This window comes from Pseudomonas sp. 5.2, from assembly GCF_059025405.1.
The window spans coordinates 488,830-505,641 of record NZ_JBYBHH010000001.1 but is presented as its reverse complement, the minus strand read 5'-3'; the positions used below and the strand labels follow the sequence as shown (position 1 = coordinate 505,641).

Sequence of the window (16,812 nt, the reverse complement as noted above, 5' to 3'; positions counted from 1 at the left end):
AGGTGTTGGTTCAGAATCGGGTCAAGGACAGGCCGGCCCAGGTCGCGAGCAGCCCGCCCACCACGCTGATACCGGTATAGCCCAAAGCCAGGGGCATCTGCCCGCTTTCCATGAGGCGTACGGTATCGAGCGAAAAGGAGGAAAACGTGGTTAAGCCGCCCAGGAAGCCGACGATCAGGCCCGCGCGCAGCTCGACCGGGACCATGGGCTTGTGCAAAAACAGGCCATACAGCAGGCCGATCAACAGGCAGCCGATCAAATTGACCGCCAGCGTACCGAGATAGAAGTGCCGTGGCCAGTGGGCAACCACCCAGTTCGTGGTGGCGAAGCGCAGTAACGTGCCGGCGATGCCGCCTGCACTGACGGCGGCGATCAATGCAATCACGGTTTTCTCCGTTGCCGGGGGCTGCTGCGATCCAGCTCGGCCAGGTGCCGCAGCTTCTCGCCGATTTTCAGCTCCAGGCCACGGGGTACGGGCTGGTAATACTGGCGGGGCTCAAGCTGATCAGGGAAGTAATCCTCGCCCGCAGCGTAGGCATCGGGCTCGTCATGGGCATAGCGGTATTCGTCGCCGTAGCCCAATTGCTTCATCAACTTGGTCGGGGCGTTACGCAGGTGCAGCGGCACTTCCAGCGAACCATGCTCGGCCGCCTCGCGCAGGGCAGTCTTGAAGCCCATGTACACTGCATTGCTCTTTGGCGCACAGGCGATGTAGGTGATGGCCTGGGCCACGGCCAACTCACCCTCGGGGCTGCCCAGGCGCTCTTGAACGTCCCACGCCGACAGGCACAGGCTCAGGGCACGCGGGTCGGCGTTGCCGATGTCTTCGCTGGCCATGCGCACCACGCGGCGGGCGATGTACAGCGGGTCGCACCCCCCATCGAGCATACGCGCGAACCAGTACAGCGCGGCATCGGGGTTGGAGCCACGCACCGATTTGTGCAACGCCGAGATCTGGTCATAGAACGCCTCGCCGCCCTTATCGAAGCGCCGACGGCTATCACCGAGCAGGCTTTGCAGCAGCTCGACGCCAATTTCGCTGCCATCTTCAGCCAGGTCCGAGGCGTTTTCCAGAAAGTTGAGCATGCGCCGGCCATCGCCGTCGGCGGCAGCCATGAGCATCTTGAAGGCCTCGTCGCCCACCTGCAGGTTGTGTTTGCCCAGGCCGCGCTCTTCGCTCAAGGCACGGTCGACGAGCTTGCGCAGCGCCGGCTCGTCCAGGCTCTTGAGCACGTACACCCGCGCGCGCGAAAGCAACGCATTGTTCAGCTCGAAGGACGGGTTTTCGGTGGTGGCGCCAATGAAAATCAGCGTGCCGTCTTCCACGTAGGGCAAAAAGGCGTCCTGCTGCGACTTGTTGAAGCGGTGCACTTCGTCGACGAACAGGATGGTCCGTCGGCCATACTGGGCCGCCTGCTGCTTGGCCACCTCGACCGCCTGGCGAATCTCCTTGACCCCTGCCAGTACCGCCGAGACCGTTTCGAAGTGCGCGTCACAGAACTGTGCCAGCAGCCGCGCCAGGGTGGTTTTGCCCACCCCGGGCGGCCCCCAGAAGATCATCGAGTGCAACGCCCCCTGCTCCAGCGCCTCGCGCAGCGGCTTGCCGCGCGCCAGCAGGTGCTCCTGGCCAACGTACTCGTCCAGGTTGGACGGGCGCAGGCGAGCAGCCAGGGGCTGGGCGACGGGTTCGCTTCGAAACAGGTCCATCACGGGCTCCGGTTACTCCTGGATGATATCCGCGCCTTTCGGGACATCGAACTTGAACTTGCTGTCAGGCACTGCCTGGTTGGCCTTCACCCCACTGAACAGGATGTTGGTCCGCTGGCCGACGCTGTCGATCAGCTGCATGTCATTGATCAGGCCCTTGCGGAACGACACGCGCAGGGAGTCGAACAAGGTGTCCTTGGTTTTCGGCTTCAAGGTGAAATCCATGACTTCGCCCTGCTCCTTGGACGCGATGTCGAAGCTTTGGCTGATCTTCGACACGTCACCGGACAGCAGCAGCGCCGGGGTCTGGTTCAGGCGTACATCAAGCTTCTTGATGGTGGCCTGCTCAAGGTCCGGGTCCCACAGGGTGACCATCTTGCCATCAGACACCACCACCTGCTCCTGCGGGGCATCGGTGTGCCAGTAGAACAGGCCCGGGCGCTTGACGGTCATCTGGCCCTTGGTCTCCTGCAAGCTGGTGCCGTCGGCACCCAGCGTCAGCTGAGAGAAATTGGCATCGATCGTCTGCGACTTTTCCAGCAACTGGGTCAGGCGCTTCACGTCCAACTCGCCGGCATGGGCCGACACAGAGCCCATGGCCAGGGCAGAAACCAACAGCATGCGAATCGCGCGCATGGAAATCCTCGTAGGACAGTAAATGAGCCAGGCGCCCAGCAGGCGCCCGGCAAGGTGTTCATCAATCGCGCGGGCCGCCTGGGGCTATCACTTCCCGCGAGCCGTTGCTGTTCATCGGGGTGACCACGCCGGCCATCTCCATTGCCTCGATCATGCGTGCGGCACGGTTGTAGCCGATCTTCAGCTTGCGCTGCACAGCGGAAATGGAGGCACGGCGGCTCTCGAGCACGAACTGCACGGCTTCATCATACAGTGCATCGCTTTCCGAATCGTCGCCGTCACCACCACCGCCGCCGCCTTCAAAGCCGCTGCCGGCCTCTTCGACGCCGTTGAGGATGTCGTCGTTGTAGTCCGGCGCGCCACGCAGCTTCCAGGCTTCCACCACGCGGTGCACTTCGTCATCGGAAACGAACGCACCGTGCACGCGGATCGGCAGGCTGGTACCGGGCGGCATGTACAGCATGTCACCGTGACCGAGCAACTGCTCGGCGCCACCCTGGTCGATGATGGTGCGGGAGTCGATCTTGCTCGACACCTGGAACGCCATGCGCGTCGGGATGTTGGCCTTGATCAGGCCGGTGATCACGTCAACCGACGGGCGCTGGGTGGCGAGGATCAGGTGAATACCGGCGGCCCGCGCTTTCTGGGCGATACGGGCGATCAGTTCTTCGACCTTCTTGCCGACGATCATCATCATGTCGGCGAATTCGTCGACCACCACCACGATGGTCGGCAGGGTCTTCAGCGCGGGTGGCTCGTCGTCCATGCTCTCGCGACGGTACAGCGGGTCGTGGATGACCTCGCCGGCCTCCTGAGCGTCCTTGATCTTGCGGTTGAAGCCGCCCAGGTTACGCACGCCCATCGCGGCCATCAGCTTGTAGCGCCGCTCCATCTCGGCGACGCTCCAGCGCAGCGCGTTGGCGGCGTCCTTCATGTCGGTGACCACCGGGCACAACAGGTGCGGGATGCCTTCGTAGATCGACAGTTCGAGCATCTTCGGGTCGATCATGATCAGCCGCGCGTCTTCCGGGCCGGACTTGAACAGAATCGACAGGATCATCGCGTTCACACCCACCGACTTACCAGAACCGGTAGTACCGGCCACCAGCAGGTGCGGCATCTTGGCCAGGTCGGTGATCACCGGTTTGCCACCGATGTCATGGCCCAAGGCCAATGCAACCGGCGACTTGGACTCGTCGAACTGCGGCGACGACAGCACTTCAGAGAAGCGCACCATCTGCCGGTTTTCGTTAGGGATCTCGATACCCACGGTGGTCTTGCCCGGGATTACCTCGACCACGCGCACGCTGGTCACCGCCAGCGAGCGCGCCAGGTCCTTGGCCAGGTTGGCGATACGGCTGACCTTGACCCCTGCCGCGGGCTGGATTTCGTAGCGGGTAATGACCGGGCCTGGGTGGATGGAGTCCACCGAGACTTCCACGCCAAATTCCTTGAGCTTGATTTCCAGCAGTTGGCCAACACCGGCCAGGGATTCTGGCGAGTACTCGATCTTTTTCTGCTCGGCCGGATCGAGAATGGAGATCGACGGCAACGTGCCTTCCACAGCGCTGTCGACGAACAGCGGGGTCTGTTTTTCCTTCATCACCCGCTTGCTCGGCTCCGGCGCCTTGGCCGGGGCTGGCGGGATGATCACTGGCGCCGCAGGTTGCTCGCGGGGCACCACTGTCTCGCGCGCCACCACGGGTTCGCGCGGTGGGGCAGGCCGGGCGGGCGCCTCTTCGCGCTCGACGCTACGCTCACGCAGCTGAGGCTTGACCGGCTCGCGCTTTTGCGCAGCCGCTGGCGCGGTGTTGAAACTCGGTTCATCCACCTCACGCAACTGCGCCTCCAGGCGCTTGCGCTCGTTGCGGGCTTCCCACCAGCGGTTGGCGGCGCCTTGCACCAGTTCGAACAGGTCGAGGGTGATCTTGCCGGTAAGGTCCATCACTTTGAACCAGGACAGGTCGGTGAACACCGTCAGGCCAAACAGGAACAGGGCAATGAACATCAACGTGCTGCCCTGCACGTTCAGCAGGCTGCGCGCCAGTTCGCCCAGGCTTTCGCCGAGGGCACCGCCCGCGGAGAACGGAATGCTCGCCGGCGGGTGGAAATGGATATGCGCCAGGGCTGCGCCCGACAGCACCAGGAACACCAGCCCGATCAGGCGCCAGGAGAACAGCCAGCCGCTCCACTCCCAGGGTTGGTGGCGCTCGCGGAAGATCTGCCAGGTCTTGATCGCCAGCAACAGCGGGAAGATATAGGCGAAATAGCCCAGCACCATGAACAGGATGTCGGCGAAGTAGGCCCCTGCTCGCCCGGCGGCGTTTTGCACCTGGTCAATGTTGCTGGTATGGCTGAAGCCAGGGTCGGAAGTGTCGTACGTCAGCAGCGCCATCCACAGGTACAGGCACAGGGCGCCGACAGCGATCAACGCACCTTCCTTGAGACGATAGTGCAGCTGCTGCCGCCACATAGGCACTGGCAAGGGAGCTGGAGTTGCGGTGGATTTCTTCAAAACGCGTCTATTCCTGCGCGTGCTGCGCGTCCAATAGTGATCGGCCGGTGTCTGGCCAATGAACCACTACTTTTAACATTACTGCCCGCCAGCCGCCATGGCGGCGCGCCGCACATGGGCTTGAGGGGGCTGCTTTCACTTAGCTGCAATTTGAGCATGCATTTTCTTTTGTGACAAAGGCTTATGCTGTGTTTTTGCACAGGTGTGACAGCAAATGTCCCGGATGGTGCCTGAGGCCTCATGAATGTGTAGGAAAATGCCTAAAGGGCTGCCTGCGCTACGGCGAATGAACCGCAGTGATTGACCCTGCTTTTCAGCCACGCCATGCTGACCACTCCCCTCCCCCACCGCACGATAGACCATGCTTACCTGGCTGACCCGCGACTCGCTGACCTTTCCGCCCCTGGAAAAGGCCCTGCACGAACCCAACGGCTTGCTCGCCGCCGGCGGCGACCTGAGCCCCGAGCGCCTGGTGCAGGCCTATCGCCACGGCTGCTTCCCCTGGTACCAGGATGGCCAGCCGATCCTCTGGTGGTCACCCAACCCTCGCACCGTGCTGCTGCCAGACGAACTGCACGTCTCGCGCTCGCTGGCCAAGTTCATGCGACAGGGCCATTACCAGGTCAGTTTCGACACCGACTTCGCCGGCGTGATCGCCGCCTGCGCCGCGCCGCGTGACTACGCCGACGGCACCTGGATCACCGACACCCTGCGCGCGGCCTACTGCGAGCTGCACCGGCTTGGCTACGCCCATTCGGTGGAGGTGCGCCAGGACGGTGAGCTGGTCGGCGGCCTGTACGGCCTGGCCATGGGCCGCCTGTTCTTCGGCGAATCGATGTTCAGCCGCGCCGACAATGCCTCCAAGGTCGGCTTCGTGACGCTGGTCGCACACCTGCGCCAGGCCGGTTTTGTGCTGATCGACTGCCAGATGCCGACCAACCACCTGCACAGCCTGGGCGCGCGCGCCATCAGCCGCGCCGACTTTGCCGACTACCTGGCACGCTACCTCGACCAGCCCAACAGCGCCACCTGGGTTCCCTAGGCGAGTTCTCAGAGCTGGCTTACACTTAAGGCAAAGTCTCACCGAAGGGGTTGATCATGACAGAGTTGGCGCGGTTGAAGTTTTATGCCACTCAACCCCACTCCTGCAGCTACCTGCCCGAGGAGCAGGCAACCACGCTGTTTCTCGACCCCAGCCAGCCAATGGACGTGAACGTGTACGCCGACCTGTCGGAGATGGGTTTTCGGCGCAGTGGCGATCACCTGTACCGCCCCCATTGCCAAAACTGCAACGCCTGTGTGCCAGCACGCATTCCGGCGGCGCGCTTCATCCCCAACCGCCAGCAACGGCGCATTCTCAAGCGCAACGCCGACTTGACCGTGACCGCCGCACGCCCGGCGTTCAAGGAAGAGTATTTCGACCTGTACCGGCGCTACATCGAAACCCGTCATGCCGACGGCGACATGTACCCGCCCAGCCGTGATCAGTTTTCCACCTTCCTGGTACGTGACCTGCCCTTCTGCTGGTTCTACGAGTTCCGCCTGGCAGGGCGCCTGCTGGCGGTGGCGGTATGCGACCTGCTGCCCAACGGCTTGTCGGCGGTCTACACCTTCTACGAGCCCGATGAAGAGCGCCGCAGCCTGGGCCGTTTCGCCATCCTCTGGCAGATCACCGAAGCCCTTCGGCAGAACCTGGAGGCGGTTTACCTCGGGTACTGGATCAAGAACTGCAAGAAGATGAACTACAAGACCCAGTATCGCCCCATCGAGCTGCTGATCAACCAGCGCTGGGTCACCCTCAACTGAAAGCATTGGCTTGAAATACTATTTTCCGGCATAATCCACGCCACTTTTTTGCCCGGTGCGGTTATGCGTCGGGCCAACACTGGACACCGAGGGCTCAACTGCATGTCGAAAGAAGACAGCTTCGAAATGGAAGGTACTGTCGTCGACACCCTGCCCAACACCATGTTCCGCGTGGAGTTGGAAAACGGGCACGTCGTAACCGCGCACATCTCCGGAAAGATGCGCAAGAACTACATCCGTATTCTCACTGGCGACAAGGTCCGCGTCGAACTGACACCTTACGACCTGAGCAAAGGCCGCATCACGTATCGTGCGCGCTAAGCCCAAGCCATGAAAAAGCCCGGCCAAGTGCCGGGCTTTTTTGTGCCTTCAAGAATGGCTGGGGCTGCTTTGCAGCCCATTCGCAGCACAAGGCTGCTCCTACCTGGGAATGTGACACCCTGTAGGAGCAGCCTTGCGCTGCGAATGGGCCGCAAAGCGGCCCCAGCCATCACGCCACCTCAGCCGTGGTCTCGAAGTCGAACACCAACTCGCCATCGCGCAAGTCGACGTGCACCACGCCGCCATGCTCGGCCAGCTCACCGAACAGGATCTCTTCAGCCAGCGGCCGCTTGATCTTGTCCTGGATCAGCCGCGCCATCGGCCGTGCACCCATCTGCACATCGTAGCCCGACGCCGCCAGCCAGCCGCGTGCTTCATCACTGACCTCCAACAGCACACGTTTATCTTCCAGCTGAGCCTGCAGTTCGATAAGGAACTTGTCGACGATGCTCTTGATGGTTTCGTGGCTCAGGCGGCCAAACTGGATGATGGTGTCCAGGCGGTTGCGGAACTCCGGCGTGAAGCTCTTGCGAATGACTTCCATGGCATCGGACGCATGGTCCTGATGGGTAAACCCGATCGAAGCCCGCGCCGCAGTCTCTGCCCCGGCGTTGGTGGTCATGATCAGGATCACGTTACGGAAGTCTGCCTTACGCCCGTTATTGTCGGTCAGCGTGCCGTGGTCCATCACCTGCAGCAGCAGGTTGAAGACTTCAGGGTGCGCCTTCTCGATTTCGTCCAGCAGCAACACGCAATGCGGCTGCTTGGTGATCGCCTCGGTCAACAGGCCACCTTGGTCGAACCCGACATAGCCAGGCGGTGCACCGATCAAGCGCGAAACGGTATGCCGCTCCATGTACTCGGACATGTCGAAGCGCACCAGCTCCACACCCAGCGCCTTGGCCAACTGCCGCGCCGCTTCGGTCTTGCCGACACCGGTAGGCCCGGCAAACAGGAACGAACCCACCGGCTTGTCGGGCGCCTTGAGCCCCGCACGGGACAGCTTGATCGCCGTCGCCAGCGAGTCGATGGCCGGGTCCTGCCCGAACACGGTCAGCTTCAGGTCACGCTCAAGGTTGCGCAGCAGCTCCTTGTCGGAACTGGTGACATGCTTTGGCGGAATCCGCGCGATCTTGGCGACGATGTCTTCGACTTGTGGCACCTCGATACGCTTGACCCGGTTTGCCTCAGGCTGCAGGCGCTGGTAGGCACCCGCCTCGTCGATCACGTCGATGGCCTTGTCCGGCATGTGCCGGTCGTTGATGTAGCGCGAGGCCAGCTCTGCAGCGGCGCGCAGGGCTTCGTCGCTGTACTCGATGTTGTGGTGGCTCTCGAACCGGCCCTTGAGCCCGCGCAGGATCCCCACGGTGTCTTCCACCGAAGGCTCGCTGACATCGACCTTCTGGAAACGCCGTGCCAGGGCACGGTCCTTCTCGAAGATGCCGCGGAATTCCTGGAAGGTGGTCGAACCGATGCAGCGAATGTCGCCAGACGACAGCAGCGGCTTGAGCAGGTTGGACGCATCCATGACCCCACCGGAAGCCGCACCGGCGCCGATGATGGTGTGGATCTCGTCAATGAACAGGATCGCCTGCGGGCGTTTGCGCAGCTCGCCGAGCAGCGCCTTGAAGCGCTTCTCGAAGTCGCCGCGGTACTTGGTACCGGCCAGCAGTGCACCCAGGTCGAGGGAATACACCACGCTCTGGGCCAGCAGGTCAGGCACCTGGCCGTCGACGATACGCTTGGCCAGGCCTTCGGCGATGGCCGTCTTGCCCACCCCGGCCTCACCGACGAGCAGCGGGTTGTTTTTGCGCCGGCGCGCCAGGATCTGCGCAACACGCTCGACTTCCTGCTCACGGCCCACCAGCGGATCGATGCGCCCGGCACGTGCCAGTTCGTTCAGGTTGCTGGCATAGGCATCCAGCGGGTTGCTCGACGATGACGTTTCGCCACCGTCCTCGTCCTGCATCTCCTGGTCGCCTTCGGTGTTGGGGCCATGGCCCGGCACCTTGGAAATACCATGAGCGATGTAGTTGACCACGTCGATACGGGCCACGCTCTGCTGCTTGAGCAGAAACACGGCCTGGCTTTCCTGTTCGCTGAAGATCGCCACCAGCACATTGGCGCCGGTCACTTCGCGCTTGCCGGAGCTCTGCACATGGAACACGGCACGCTGCAGCACACGCTGGAAGCCCAGGGTCGGCTGGGTTTCGCGGTCTTCGTCGTTGACCGGAATCAGGGGTGTGGTGGAATCGATGAACTCTTGCAGGTCGTGCTTGAGTTTGTCGAGATTGGCGCCACAGGCGCGCAGAACGGTCGCAGCAGCCTCATTGTCAAGGAGTGCCAGCAGCAGATGTTCGACGGTCATGAACTCATGACGCTTCGAACGAGCCTCCTTGAAGGCCAGATTGAGGGTGACTTCGAGCTCGCGGTTTAACATAGCTTCACCTCATACCCAAGTGGTCGGCGATTAACCGTCCTTCTCGATTTCACAGAGTAGCGGATGCTGGCTTTCCCTGGCGTATTGGTTGACCTGCATGGCCTTTGTTTCGGCGATGTCACGGGTAAACAATCCGCACACTGCCCGCCCCTCGGTATGGACGGTCAGCATGATCTTGGTCGCCAGCTCGCGGTTCAGACTGAAGAACGTCTCGAGCACTTCGACGACGAAATCCATTGGTGTGTAGTCATCGTTGAACAAAACCACCTTGTACATCGGTGGCGCCTGCAGGATCGGCTTGGCTTCCTGGACAGCAAGACCTGAGCCGTCGTCCTCATTCGATTGCGGGCGATCCTGATTGAATGTTAGTCGAATCTCACTAGGTGCATGCATGGAAAGAATTTCATCATGATCGACAGGTTAAAGTTGTGGGTTGAGCGCAAAGTCAGCCTCCGGCGCACGCGCCGCATGACCTTGACTATCGGCAAAACGGTGTTACAACCAATAAGAACCCACCGTGGTCGATAAAGATCCGCGCAGTCAACCAGATTTTTCGCATGGTTCGTATGCGGATGAAGTGGATGATACTCCAGTGATGGAGTCCTTTGCAGAGGGACATAGGGATGGCAAGCGGTAAAGTCAAGTGGTTCAACAATGCCAAGGGCTACGGATTCATCAACGAGGAAGGTAAATCCGATGACCTTTTCGCTCATTACTCGGCCATCCAGATGGACGGATACAAGACGCTGAAGGCTGGCCAGTCCGTGGAGTTCGACATCATCCAGGGCCCCAAAGGCCTGCACGCGGTCAACATAAAGGACGCCGCTGCCGCTGCGGCTGCCAAGGCCCAAGGCCAGACCGCAAGCGAAACCGCCAGAGCCTGACCACTGCTCCGTGTGGGTATACGAAAAAACCGGTCGCCTCTTTAGCCAGGCGACCGGTTTTCTCTTGCCTCACATATGCTTGATCATCTCATCGCCAAAGCCCGAGCTGCCCACCAGCGTCGCCCCGTCCATCAGGCGTTCGAAGTCATAGGTCACGGTCTTGGCGGCAATCGCGCCGTTGGTGCCCTTGATGATCAGGTCGGCCGCCTCGGTCCAGCCCATGTGGCGCAGCATCATCTCTGCAGACAGAATCACTGACCCCGGGTTGACCTTGTCCTGCCCGGCGTACTTGGGCGCGGTGCCGTGGGTGGCCTCGAACATGGCCACGGTATCGGACAGGTTGGCACCCGGCGCAATGCCAATACCACCCACCTCTGCCGCCAGCGCGTCGGACAGGTAGTCGCCGTTGAGGTTGAGGGTGGCGATCACGTCGTATTCGGCCGGGCGCAGCAGGATCTGCTGGAGCATGGCGTCGGCGATGGCATCCTTGACGATGACCTCACGCCCAGTCTTGGGGTTTTTGAACGTCATCCAGGGGCCGCCGTCGAGCAGCTCGGCAGCAAACTCGTCGCGAGCCACCTCGTAGCCCCAATCCTTGAAGGCCCCTTCGGTGAACTTCATGATGTTGCCCTTGTGCACCAGGGTCAGCGACTCGCGGTCGTTGTCCACCACGTATTGCAGAGCCTTGCGCACAAGGCGCTTGGTGCCCTCGCGGGAAACGGGTTTGACGCCGATACCGCAGTCCTGGTCGAAACGGATCTTGGTGACGCCCATTTCCTCCTTGAGGAACTTGATCACCTTGTTCGCCTCGGGCGAGCCGGCTTTCCATTCGATGCCGGCGTAGATGTCTTCGGAGTTCTCGCGGAAGATCACCATGTCGACATCGCCCGGTTTTTTCACCGGGCTCGGCACGCCCTGGAACCACACCACCGGGCGCAGGCACACATACAGGTCAAGCTGCTGGCGCAACGCCACGTTCAGCGAGCGGATACCGCCTCCGACCGGCGTGGTCAGCGGGCCCTTGATCGACACCACGTACTCGCGCACTGCATCGAGGGTTTCCTGCGGCAGCCAGGTGTCCTGGTCATAGACCTGGGTGGCCTTCTCGCCCGCGTACACCTCCATCCAGGCAATCTTGCGCTTGCCGCCGTAGGCCTTCTGCACGGCGGCGTCCACGACCTTGATCATCACCGGCGAGACATCGACGCCAATCCCATCGCCTTCGATATAAGGAATGATGGGGTTATCGGGCACATTGAGCGAATGGTCTGCATTGACGGTGATCTTGGTGCCGTCGGTCGGAACCTTGATTTTCTGGTATCCCATGCTTGCACTACTCCGCTTTCGGGTGTGATTGGACATCCTGCAATCCAATGAGCCTAAACCACATCTGCCGACCTGCAAGGGCTGCGACATCGCGCCACATTGCCCCTACGTCTTTGGTCTTATAAATGGCGCCGATGTCACTTGGCCTTGCTGATTAGCCCAAAGGGTTTGATATACTCCGCCGCGACCGAAGGGTCATTGGGGCGATCCCTAGGAAAATGCGGCTCGCCCTTGGCCAAGAATGGCCACAAAGCCTGGGCTGTTACCGCAGCTCAGCACTTGACGCTCGACTGATGCATCCACCATCACCGCTCGCAGCCTCTCGACTTTCCGCTCATGGCGTCGCCAGGGCGAAGCGCCTACCCTGCGCACCTCGAGACTCGAGTACGCTCAGCACATAGAGAGTTAACCCGCATGCCCACCCGTTCCAAGATCATCTATACCTTCACCGACGAAGCCCCCGCCCTCGCCACCTACTCGCTGCTGCCGATCGTCGAAGCCTTCACCGCTTCCGCTGACATCGCCGTCGAAACTCGCGACATCTCCCTGGCCGGCCGTATCCTCGCGGCATTCCCGGAGCAACTGGGCGCCGAGAAGCAAGTAGGCGATCACCTGGCGGAACTGGGCCAACTGGCTACCACCCCTGAAGCGAACATCATCAAGCTGCCGAACATCAGCGCCTCGGTACCGCAGCTCAAGGCCGCGATCAAGGAACTGCAAGGCAAGGGCTTCAACATCCCTGACTACGCCGACGAGCCGTCCACCGAGGCCGAAAAAGAATCTCGCGCCCGTTACGACCGCATCAAAGGCAGCGCCGTTAACCCGGTACTGCGCGAAGGCAACTCTGACCGCCGCGCGCCGCTGTCGGTCAAGAACTACGCACGCAAGCACCCGCACAAGATGGGCGCCTGGGCTGCCGACTCGCAGTCGCACGTTGCCCACATGACCCAAGGCGACTTCTATGGCAGCGAAAAGGCTGCCCTGATCGAGGCTGACGACAGCCTGCGCATCGAGCTGGTCGCCAAAGACGGCACCACCACCGTCCTGAAAGCCAAGACCGCGGTCAAGGCTGCCGAAATCGTCGACTGCGCGACCATGAGCCGCAAAGCCCTGAAAGCCTTCATCGCCGAGCAGATCGCCGATGCCAAGGCCTCCGGCGTGCTGCTGTCGGTGCACCTGAAAGCCACCATGATGAAGGTCTCCGACCCGATCATGTTCGGCGTCATCGTCGAAGAGTTTTATAACGACGTGCTGGCCAAGCACGCCGCTGCACTGGCTGAAGTGGGCTTCAACGCCAACAACGGCATCGGCGACCTGTACGCCCGCATCAAGGACCTGCCAGCTGACAAGCAGGCCGAGATCGAAGCCGACATCCAGGCCCTGTACGCCGTTCGCCCGGCCCTGGCCATGGTCAACTCCGACAAAGGCATCACCAACTTGCACGTGCCGAGCGACGTCATCGTCGACGCCTCGATGCCGGCCATGATCCGTGACTCGGGCAAGATGTGGAACACCGCCGGCGAGCTGCAAGACGCCAAGGCGATCATCCCGGACCGTTGCTACGCCGGCATCTACCAGGCCACCATCGAAGACTGCAAAGTCAACGGTGCCTTCGACCCGACCACCATGGGCAGCGTACCGAACGTTGGCCTGATGGCGCAGAAAGCCGAAGAGTACGGCTCCCACGACAAGACCTTCCAGATCCAGGCCGATGGCGTGGTTCGTGTGGTCGATGGCAAAGGCCAGGTCGTGCTGCAGCAGAACGTCGAAGCCGGTGACATCTTCCGCATGTGCCAGACCAAAGACGCGCCGATCCAAGACTGGGTCAAGCTGGCCGTCAACCGTGCCCGCCTGAGCAACACCCCGGCGGTGTTCTGGCTGGACCCGGCTCGCGCCCACGACGGCGTGATGATCGAGAAAGTCCAGAAGTACCTGAAGGATCACGACACCGCTGGCCTGGACATCCGTGTCCTGGCACCGGTCGATGCCATCAAGTTCTCCCTGGCTCGCATCCGCGAAGGCAAGGACACCATCTCGGTGACCGGCAACGTGCTGCGCGACTACCTGACCGACCTGTTCCCGATCATGGAGCTGGGCACCAGCGCCAAGATGCTGTCGATCGTCCCGCTGATGAACGGCGGTGGCCTGTTCGAAACCGGCGCTGGCGGTTCGGCACCGAAGCACGTGCAGCAGCTGGTTGAAGAGAACTTCCTGCGTTGGGACTCGCTGGGTGAATTCCTGGCCCTGGCCGCTTCCCTGGAGCACCTGGGCAACACCTACGACAACCCGCGCGCCAAAGTCCTGGCCAACACCCTGGACCAGGCCACCGGCAAGTTCCTCGACACCAACAAGTCGCCTTCGCGCAAAGTCGGTGGTATCGACAACCGCGGCAGCCACTTCTACCTGACCCTGTACTGGGCCGAGGCCCTGGCTGCTCAGGCTGACGACGCCGCCCTGCAGGCGCGCTTCGCACCGCTGGCAAAAGCCCTGGCCGAGAACGAAGCGACCATCGTCGCCGAGCTCAACGCCGTTCAAGGCAAGCCGGCAGACATCGGTGGCTACTACGCCCCGAATGCCGAGCTGACCGCCAAGGTGATGCGCCCAAGCCAGACCTTCAACAGCGCCATTGCCGCCCTGTAAGGTCCGCTTGAAGTAACCCCACAAACCCCGGCCACGCACCGGGGTTTGTGCTTTCTGGATCTTGGGGGCTGCTTTGCAGCCCATCGCCGGCAAGCCAGCTCCCACAGGCAATGTGCATACCCTGAGATGTATGCATCACCTGTGGGAGCTGGCTTGCCGGCGATGGACCGCAACGCGGTCCCGGCAATCGACAAGGACACTTCAATGACCTGGCAACCCCACATCACCGTCGCCACCCTCGTCGAGCACGAAGGTAAATTCCTGTTCGTCGAAGAATTCAAAGCCGGCCAGCACGTCTTCAACCAACCCGCCGGCCACCTCGAACCCAACGAAACCCTGCCCCAGGCCGCCCTGCGCGAAACCCTCGAAGAAACCGCCTGGGAAGTCGAACTGACCGGCGTGGTCGGCATCTACCTGTACACCGCCCCCAGCAATGGCGTGACTTATCAGCGCATCTGCTTCGCCGCCCGCCCCGTGCGCCACCATGCCGACCTGGCACTGGACAGCGACATCGTCCGCGCCGTCTGGCTGACCCGCGACGAGCTGCTGGCCGACCCCACCCGCTGGCGCAGCGAGCTGGTACCGCGCTGCCTCGACGACTACCTCGCTGGCCCGCTGCACAGCCTCACGCTGCTGCGCGACTGACGTGCAGCCTCGGGTTTGATAGAATCGGCGTTTTTCCCCTCTGATACACATCGGTAGCCATGACCAGCCCAGCACTCAAAGACCCCGCCAAGACCCGCGTCATCGTCGGCATGTCCGGCGGCGTGGACTCCTCCGTCTCCGCCCTTCTGCTCATGGAGCAGGGCTACCAGGTGGAAGGGCTGTTCATGAAGAACTGGGAAGAGGACGACGGCACCGAATACTGCACAGCCCGTGAAGACCTGGCCGACGCCCAGGCCGTGTGCGACCGCATCGGCATCAAGCTGCACACCGCCAACTTCGCCGCCGAGTACTGGGACCACGTCTTCGAGCACTTCCTCGAAGAGTACAAAGCCGGCCGCACGCCCAACCCGGACATCCTCTGCAACCGCGAAATCAAGTTCAAAGCGTTCCTCGACTACGCCCTGTCGCTGGGCGCCGACCTGATCGCCACCGGCCACTACGTGCGCCGTCGCGACACCGGCGCGCTCACCGAGCTGCTCAAGGGGCTCGACCCGAACAAGGACCAGAGCTACTTCCTGCATGCGGTTGGCGGCAAAGAAATCGCCCGTACCCTGTTCCCGGTCGGCGAGCTGGAAAAGCCAGAGGTGCGCGCCATTGCCGAAAAGCATGGCCTGGCCACCGCCAAGAAAAAAGACTCCACCGGTATCTGCTTCATCGGCGAGCGCCGTTTCAGCGACTTCCTCAAGCAGTACCTGCCCGCCCAGCCCGGTGAAATCCAGACCACCGACGGCGAAGTCATCGGCCGCCACCATGGCCTGATGTACCACACCATCGGCCAGCGCCAGGGCCTGGGTATCGGCGGCCTGAAGGACGCTGGCGACGAGCCGTGGTACGTGCTGCACAAGGACCTGGCCCGCAATGTGTTGGTGGTCGGCCAGGGCAATGAACACCCTTGGCTGTTCTCCCGCGCCCTGCTCGCCTCGGAAATCTACTGGGTCAACCCGATCGACCTCAGCAGCCCGCGCAAGCTCACCGCCAAGGTGCGCTACCGCCAGAGCGACCAGCACTGCACCCTGGAACTGACCGAGAGCGGTTACCGCGCCGTGTTCGACGAACCGCAACGCGCGGTCACCCCAGGCCAGTCGGTGGTGTTCTATGACGGTGAGGCGTGCCTGGGCGGCGGCGTGATCGAGACTGCCGAGCCCTGGAGCCCGCGCGCATGAGCAACCTGCAGGAGCAATTGATTGCCCTGGGCGGCGTGTTCCAGGCCGCCGTGCTGGTCGACCGCATCGCCCGCACCGGCCAGGCCAGCGAGGCCAACATCGGCTGCATGCTGGGTAGCCTGCTGGTGCGCGACCCCAAGGACACCCTGGAGGTGTTCGGCGGTGACGACCTCAACCTGCGGGACGGCTACCGCGCCCTGGTCGGCGCCCTGGAGCGCGACCCCAGCAGCCTGCAGCGCGAGCCCCTGCGCTATGCCCTGTCCATGTTGGGCCTGGAACGCCAACTGGCCAAGCGCGGCGACCTGCTCGACACCATCGGCAACCGCCTGCCGCAGATCCAGTCACAGGCCGACCATTTTGGCCTGGTTCATGAAAACGTCATCGCCTCCAGTGGCGCCTTGTACCAGGACACCCTGAGCACCTTGCGCCAGCGTATCCAGGTACACGGCGACATGCGCTTCCTGCAGCAGGCCAGCAATGCCTCCAAAATCCGCGCCCTGCTGCTGGCCGGCATCCGAGCCGCGCGCCTGTGGCGCCAGCTGGGCGGCCATCGCTGGCAGCTGGTGTTCAGCCGTCGCAAGCTGCTCAACGAACTGTACGACATGATGCGTACGCCTTCCTGAAGGCAACGCCGACCCTTGTAGGAGCAGCCTTGCGCTGCGAATGGGCTGCACAGCAGCCCCAGCCTCTCAAAGATTGCCGGGGCTG

The 16,812-nt window shown here is 62.3% G+C and carries 14 protein-coding genes and 1 pseudogene; 8 read left to right on the top strand and 7 right to left on the bottom strand.

Going from position 1 to position 16,812, the window contains the following annotated elements:
* Positions 1-10: 10 nt before the first annotated feature.
* From crcB to AC5PZ0_RS02165, 4 genes are all read right to left on the bottom strand, one after another.
* Complete coding sequence (gene crcB / locus AC5PZ0_RS02180; RefSeq protein ID WP_085273002.1) at positions 11-385, bottom strand: fluoride efflux transporter CrcB; 375 nt, start codon at positions 383-385, stop codon at positions 11-13.
* A complete protein-coding gene (locus AC5PZ0_RS02175) occupies positions 382-1,707 on the bottom strand; it encodes a replication-associated recombination protein A (RefSeq protein WP_085273001.1) in 1,326 nt (441 codons plus the stop codon). Before AC5PZ0_RS02175 ends, crcB begins: the two co-directional genes overlap by 4 nt.
* 12 nt (positions 1,708-1,719) lie before the next feature.
* The gene (gene lolA / locus AC5PZ0_RS02170) at positions 1,720-2,343 is read right to left on the bottom strand and encodes an outer membrane lipoprotein periplasmic chaperone LolA (protein ID WP_027592731.1); all 624 of its coding nucleotides are present in this window, start codon (positions 2,341-2,343) and stop codon (positions 1,720-1,722) included.
* 61 nt (positions 2,344-2,404) lie between these two features.
* Entirely contained in the window at positions 2,405-4,816 is a 2,412-nt protein-coding gene (locus AC5PZ0_RS02165) for a DNA translocase FtsK (protein WP_177323873.1), read from the bottom strand.
* A gap of 403 nt (positions 4,817-5,219) precedes the next feature.
* Here AC5PZ0_RS02165 and aat point away from each other — a divergent pair, with 403 nt between their 5' ends.
* The 3 genes from aat (at position 5,220) to infA (ending at position 6,985) form a co-directional block, all read left to right on the top strand.
* Positions 5,220-5,900, top strand: a complete 681-nt coding sequence (gene aat, locus AC5PZ0_RS02160) for a leucyl/phenylalanyl-tRNA--protein transferase (RefSeq protein WP_085272999.1) — start codon at positions 5,220-5,222, stop codon at positions 5,898-5,900.
* A 56-nt stretch (positions 5,901-5,956) separates the two neighbouring features.
* On the top strand, positions 5,957-6,664 hold the full coding sequence (locus tag AC5PZ0_RS02155; protein ID WP_027592734.1) for an arginyltransferase: 708 nt from the start codon (positions 5,957-5,959) through the stop codon (positions 6,662-6,664).
* A 102-nt stretch (positions 6,665-6,766) separates the two neighbouring features.
* Positions 6,767-6,985, top strand: a complete 219-nt coding sequence (gene infA / locus AC5PZ0_RS02150; RefSeq protein ID WP_002553999.1) for a translation initiation factor IF-1 — start codon at positions 6,767-6,769, stop codon at positions 6,983-6,985.
* Positions 6,986-7,154: 169 nt separating this feature from the next.
* Here infA and clpA read toward each other — a convergent pair whose 3' ends face one another.
* Positions 7,155-9,425, bottom strand: coding sequence for an ATP-dependent Clp protease ATP-binding subunit ClpA (clpA, locus tag AC5PZ0_RS02145; RefSeq protein ID WP_099428815.1), 2,271 nt, complete (start codon positions 9,423-9,425; stop codon positions 7,155-7,157).
* Positions 9,426-9,455: 30 nt separating this feature from the next.
* The gene (clpS, locus tag AC5PZ0_RS02140; protein ID WP_003251220.1) at positions 9,456-9,818 is read right to left on the bottom strand and encodes an ATP-dependent Clp protease adapter ClpS; all 363 of its coding nucleotides are present in this window, start codon (positions 9,816-9,818) and stop codon (positions 9,456-9,458) included.
* Between the two features lie 230 nt (positions 9,819-10,048).
* Between clpS and cspD the strand changes: the two are divergent.
* Positions 10,049-10,307: pseudogene (gene cspD / locus AC5PZ0_RS02135) on the top strand (cold shock domain-containing protein CspD); the annotation flags it as partial.
* A 71-nt stretch (positions 10,308-10,378) separates the two neighbouring features.
* On the opposite strand, the gene icd reads toward cspD, so the two are convergent.
* Positions 10,379-11,635, bottom strand: a complete 1,257-nt coding sequence (icd, locus tag AC5PZ0_RS02130; RefSeq protein ID WP_027592737.1) for an NADP-dependent isocitrate dehydrogenase — start codon at positions 11,633-11,635, stop codon at positions 10,379-10,381.
* A 414-nt stretch (positions 11,636-12,049) separates the two neighbouring features.
* On the opposite strand from icd, the gene AC5PZ0_RS02125 reads away from it, so the two are divergent.
* The 4 genes from AC5PZ0_RS02125 to hflD all read left to right on the top strand — a co-directional run bounded on the left by AC5PZ0_RS02125 (position 12,050) and on the right by hflD (position 16,727).
* Positions 12,050-14,275: an NADP-dependent isocitrate dehydrogenase gene (locus AC5PZ0_RS02125; protein ID WP_027592738.1), complete on the top strand. Its 2,226-nt coding sequence runs from the start codon at positions 12,050-12,052 to the stop codon at positions 14,273-14,275.
* Positions 14,276-14,479: 204 nt separating this feature from the next.
* Complete coding sequence (locus AC5PZ0_RS02120; protein WP_027592739.1) at positions 14,480-14,920, top strand: NUDIX hydrolase; 441 nt, start codon at positions 14,480-14,482, stop codon at positions 14,918-14,920.
* A gap of 59 nt (positions 14,921-14,979) precedes the next feature.
* Positions 14,980-16,104 carry a tRNA 2-thiouridine(34) synthase MnmA gene (mnmA, locus tag AC5PZ0_RS02115; RefSeq protein WP_493854198.1) on the top strand — a complete coding sequence of 375 codons (1,125 nt, stop codon included), beginning with the start codon at positions 14,980-14,982 and terminating at the stop codon, positions 16,102-16,104.
* Positions 16,101-16,727: a high frequency lysogenization protein HflD gene (hflD, locus tag AC5PZ0_RS02110; protein WP_027592741.1), complete on the top strand. Its 627-nt coding sequence runs from the start codon at positions 16,101-16,103 to the stop codon at positions 16,725-16,727. Before mnmA ends, hflD begins: the two co-directional genes overlap by 4 nt.
* The last annotated feature ends 85 nt before the right edge of the window (positions 16,728-16,812 follow it).

Excerpts from the sequence above, each read along its gene's own strand:
- AC5PZ0_RS02155 (WP_027592734.1), top strand. The coding sequence starts at position 5,957 with ATGACAGAGTTGGCGCGGTTGAAGTTTTATGCCACTCAACCCCACTCC.
- hflD (WP_027592741.1), top strand. The coding sequence starts at position 16,101 with ATGAGCAACCTGCAGGAGCAATTGATTGCCCTGGGCGGCGTGTTCCAG.
- icd (WP_027592737.1), bottom strand. The coding sequence starts at position 11,635 with ATGGGATACCAGAAAATCAAGGTTCCGACCGACGGCACCAAGATCACC.
- mnmA (WP_493854198.1), top strand. The coding sequence starts at position 14,980 with ATGACCAGCCCAGCACTCAAAGACCCCGCCAAGACCCGCGTCATCGTC.
- AC5PZ0_RS02165 (WP_177323873.1), bottom strand. The coding sequence starts at position 4,816 with ATGTGGCGGCAGCAGCTGCACTATCGTCTCAAGGAAGGTGCGTTGATC.
- AC5PZ0_RS02125 (WP_027592738.1), top strand. The coding sequence starts at position 12,050 with ATGCCCACCCGTTCCAAGATCATCTATACCTTCACCGACGAAGCCCCC.
- infA (WP_002553999.1), top strand. The coding sequence starts at position 6,767 with ATGTCGAAAGAAGACAGCTTCGAAATGGAAGGTACTGTCGTCGACACC.
- AC5PZ0_RS02120 (WP_027592739.1), top strand. The coding sequence starts at position 14,480 with ATGACCTGGCAACCCCACATCACCGTCGCCACCCTCGTCGAGCACGAA.
- clpA (WP_099428815.1), bottom strand. The coding sequence starts at position 9,425 with ATGTTAAACCGCGAGCTCGAAGTCACCCTCAATCTGGCCTTCAAGGAG.
- AC5PZ0_RS02175 (WP_085273001.1), bottom strand. The coding sequence starts at position 1,707 with ATGGACCTGTTTCGAAGCGAACCCGTCGCCCAGCCCCTGGCTGCTCGC.
- clpS (WP_003251220.1), bottom strand. The coding sequence starts at position 9,818 with ATGCATGCACCTAGTGAGATTCGACTAACATTCAATCAGGATCGCCCG.
- lolA (WP_027592731.1), bottom strand. The coding sequence starts at position 2,343 with ATGCGCGCGATTCGCATGCTGTTGGTTTCTGCCCTGGCCATGGGCTCT.
- aat (WP_085272999.1), top strand. The coding sequence starts at position 5,220 with ATGCTTACCTGGCTGACCCGCGACTCGCTGACCTTTCCGCCCCTGGAA.